Raw genomic sequence first — 2,113 nt, forward strand, 5'->3', positions numbered from 1 at the left:
AGGTCGGGGAGGATGTCAATGAGCAGGAATTGCAGGGGCGAGAGGCTGATATTGTGTGTCTATGTGCGATTGGACGTAAATATCGCCCCAACTATGTTAAGGATGTAGTGCGGCTACTCAAACCAAAATATATTATTCCATGTCATTGGGATACGATGCTAACGCCTATTGATCAACCACCAAAATTGTTACCTGGTGTCAATATCCCTGAATTTTTAGAAGAAATAAAAGCTTGTGGGGTAGTGCCTTTATTTATGCCGATTTTGGGTGAACTATATTTCGATCAAAATAAATAAAATAGAAAGTATAAAAAACCACGCTTTCGCGCGGTCTTTTTTAAAGAGACAAATTATTTTTTGTCATCTTTAACTTCTGTGAACTCAGCATCTACAACGCCATCGTCCGCTTTTTGTTGTTGACCCGCATCACCACCTTGGAATGCATTTGGATCAAAACCTTCTGCGCCGCCAGCACCTTGTGCTTGTTCATAAGCACGTTGAGTGATTGGCATCAAGATGTTTTGTAAAGCTTCAGTTTTCGCTTTGATGTCTTCAACATCATTTTCTTTAGTTGCTGCTTCAAGCTCAGAAACCGCAGTAGCGATTGCAGTTTTTTCATCTTCAGTCACTTTGTCACCTAGATCTTTAACTGCTTTGTTCGAGCTAGATACTAAAGCATCTGCTTCGTTACGCGCTTTCGCTAACTCTTCAAATTTACGGTCTTCTTCAGCATTCGCTTCAGCATCTTTAATCATTGCTTCGATTTCAGCATCAGACAAACCTGAGTTCGCTTTAATCTGGATTGATTGCTCTTTACCAGTGCTCTTATCTTTAGCCGATACTTTTAAGATACCGTCAGCGTTGATATCGAACGATACTTCAATTTGCGGTACGCCACGTGGAGCAGGTGGGATATCGCCTAATTGGAAGTTACCTAACAATTTGTTTTGCTGAGCCATTTTACGTTCACCTTGGAACACAGAAATGTCTACAGCTGGTTGGTTGTCAGCAGCAGTTGAGAACACTTGAGATTTCTTCGCAGGAATCGTGGTGTTCTTCTCAATGATTGGTGTTAATACACCACCCATTGTTTCAATACCTAAAGTTAATGGAGTTACGTCTAATAAAAGAACGTCAGTTTTGTCACCAGACAATACCGCACCTTGAATCGCTGCACCAATCGCAACTGCTTCGTCAGGGTTCACGTCTTTACGTGGCTCTTTACCAAAGAATTCTTGTACTTTTTGTTGTACAAGTGGCATACGAGACTGACCACCAACCAAGATCACGTCAGAGATGTCAGAAGTCGAAAGACCAGCATCTTTAAGCGCGATTTTGCAAGGCTCGATTGTACGAGCAACTAAATCAGCAACCAAACCTTCAAGTTTTGCACGCGTTACATTGGTCACTAAGTGTTTAGGACCAGTTGCATCAGCGGTGATATATGGAAGGTTGATTTCAGTTGCATTTGATGAAGAAAGCTCGATTTTTGCTTTTTCAGCAGCTTCTTTCAAACGTTGTAACGCAAGTGGATCATTTTTCAAGTTCACACTTTGTTCTTTCTTGAACTCTTCAACCAAGAATTCAATCAACGCGTTATCAAAGTCTTCACCACCAAGGAACGTATCACCATTAGTTGATAACACTTCGATTTGCTGGTCGCCATTAAGGTCTGCGATTTCAATGATTGATACGTCAAAAGTACCACCACCTAAGTCGTAAACTGCAACTTTACGATCGCCTTCTTTTTTGTCCATACCGAACGCAAGTGCCGCAGCCGTTGGTTCGTTAATGATACGTTTAACATCAAGACCTGCAATTTTACCTGCATCCTTGGTTGCTTGACGTTGAGCATCGTTAAAGTAAGCAGGAACGGTAATTACCGCTTCAGTAACGGTTTCACCTAAATAGTCTTCTGCAGTTTTCTTCATCTTTTTCAAGATTTCAGCAGAGATCTGTTGAGGTGCTAATTTTTTACCGTTTACTTCAACCCAAGCATCGCCATTGTCTGCTTTGATGATTTTGTAAGGTACAAGACCGATATCTTTTTGTACCGCTTGGTCTTCATAACGACGACCGATTAAACGCTTAATCGCGAATAATGTATTTTTCGG

The 2,113-nt window shown here is 41.2% G+C and carries 1 protein-coding gene and 1 pseudogene; one reads left to right on the forward strand and one right to left on the reverse strand.

Annotated elements, in window-relative coordinates; translation table 11 throughout:
• Positions 1 to 296 (forward strand): annotated as a pseudogene (locus B4H32_RS08810) (MBL fold metallo-hydrolase); the annotation flags it as partial.
• Positions 297 to 349: 53 nt separating this feature from the next.
• Here B4H32_RS08810 and dnaK read toward each other — a convergent pair.
• On the reverse strand, positions 350 to 2,113 hold a 1,764-nt coding region (gene dnaK, locus B4H32_RS08815), incomplete at its 5' end, for a molecular chaperone DnaK (RefSeq protein ID WP_286802217.1).

This window comes from Acinetobacter sp. UBA2063 (genome assembly GCF_002333245.1).
GTDB classification, from domain to species: domain Bacteria; phylum Pseudomonadota; class Gammaproteobacteria; order Pseudomonadales; family Moraxellaceae; genus Acinetobacter; species Acinetobacter parvus.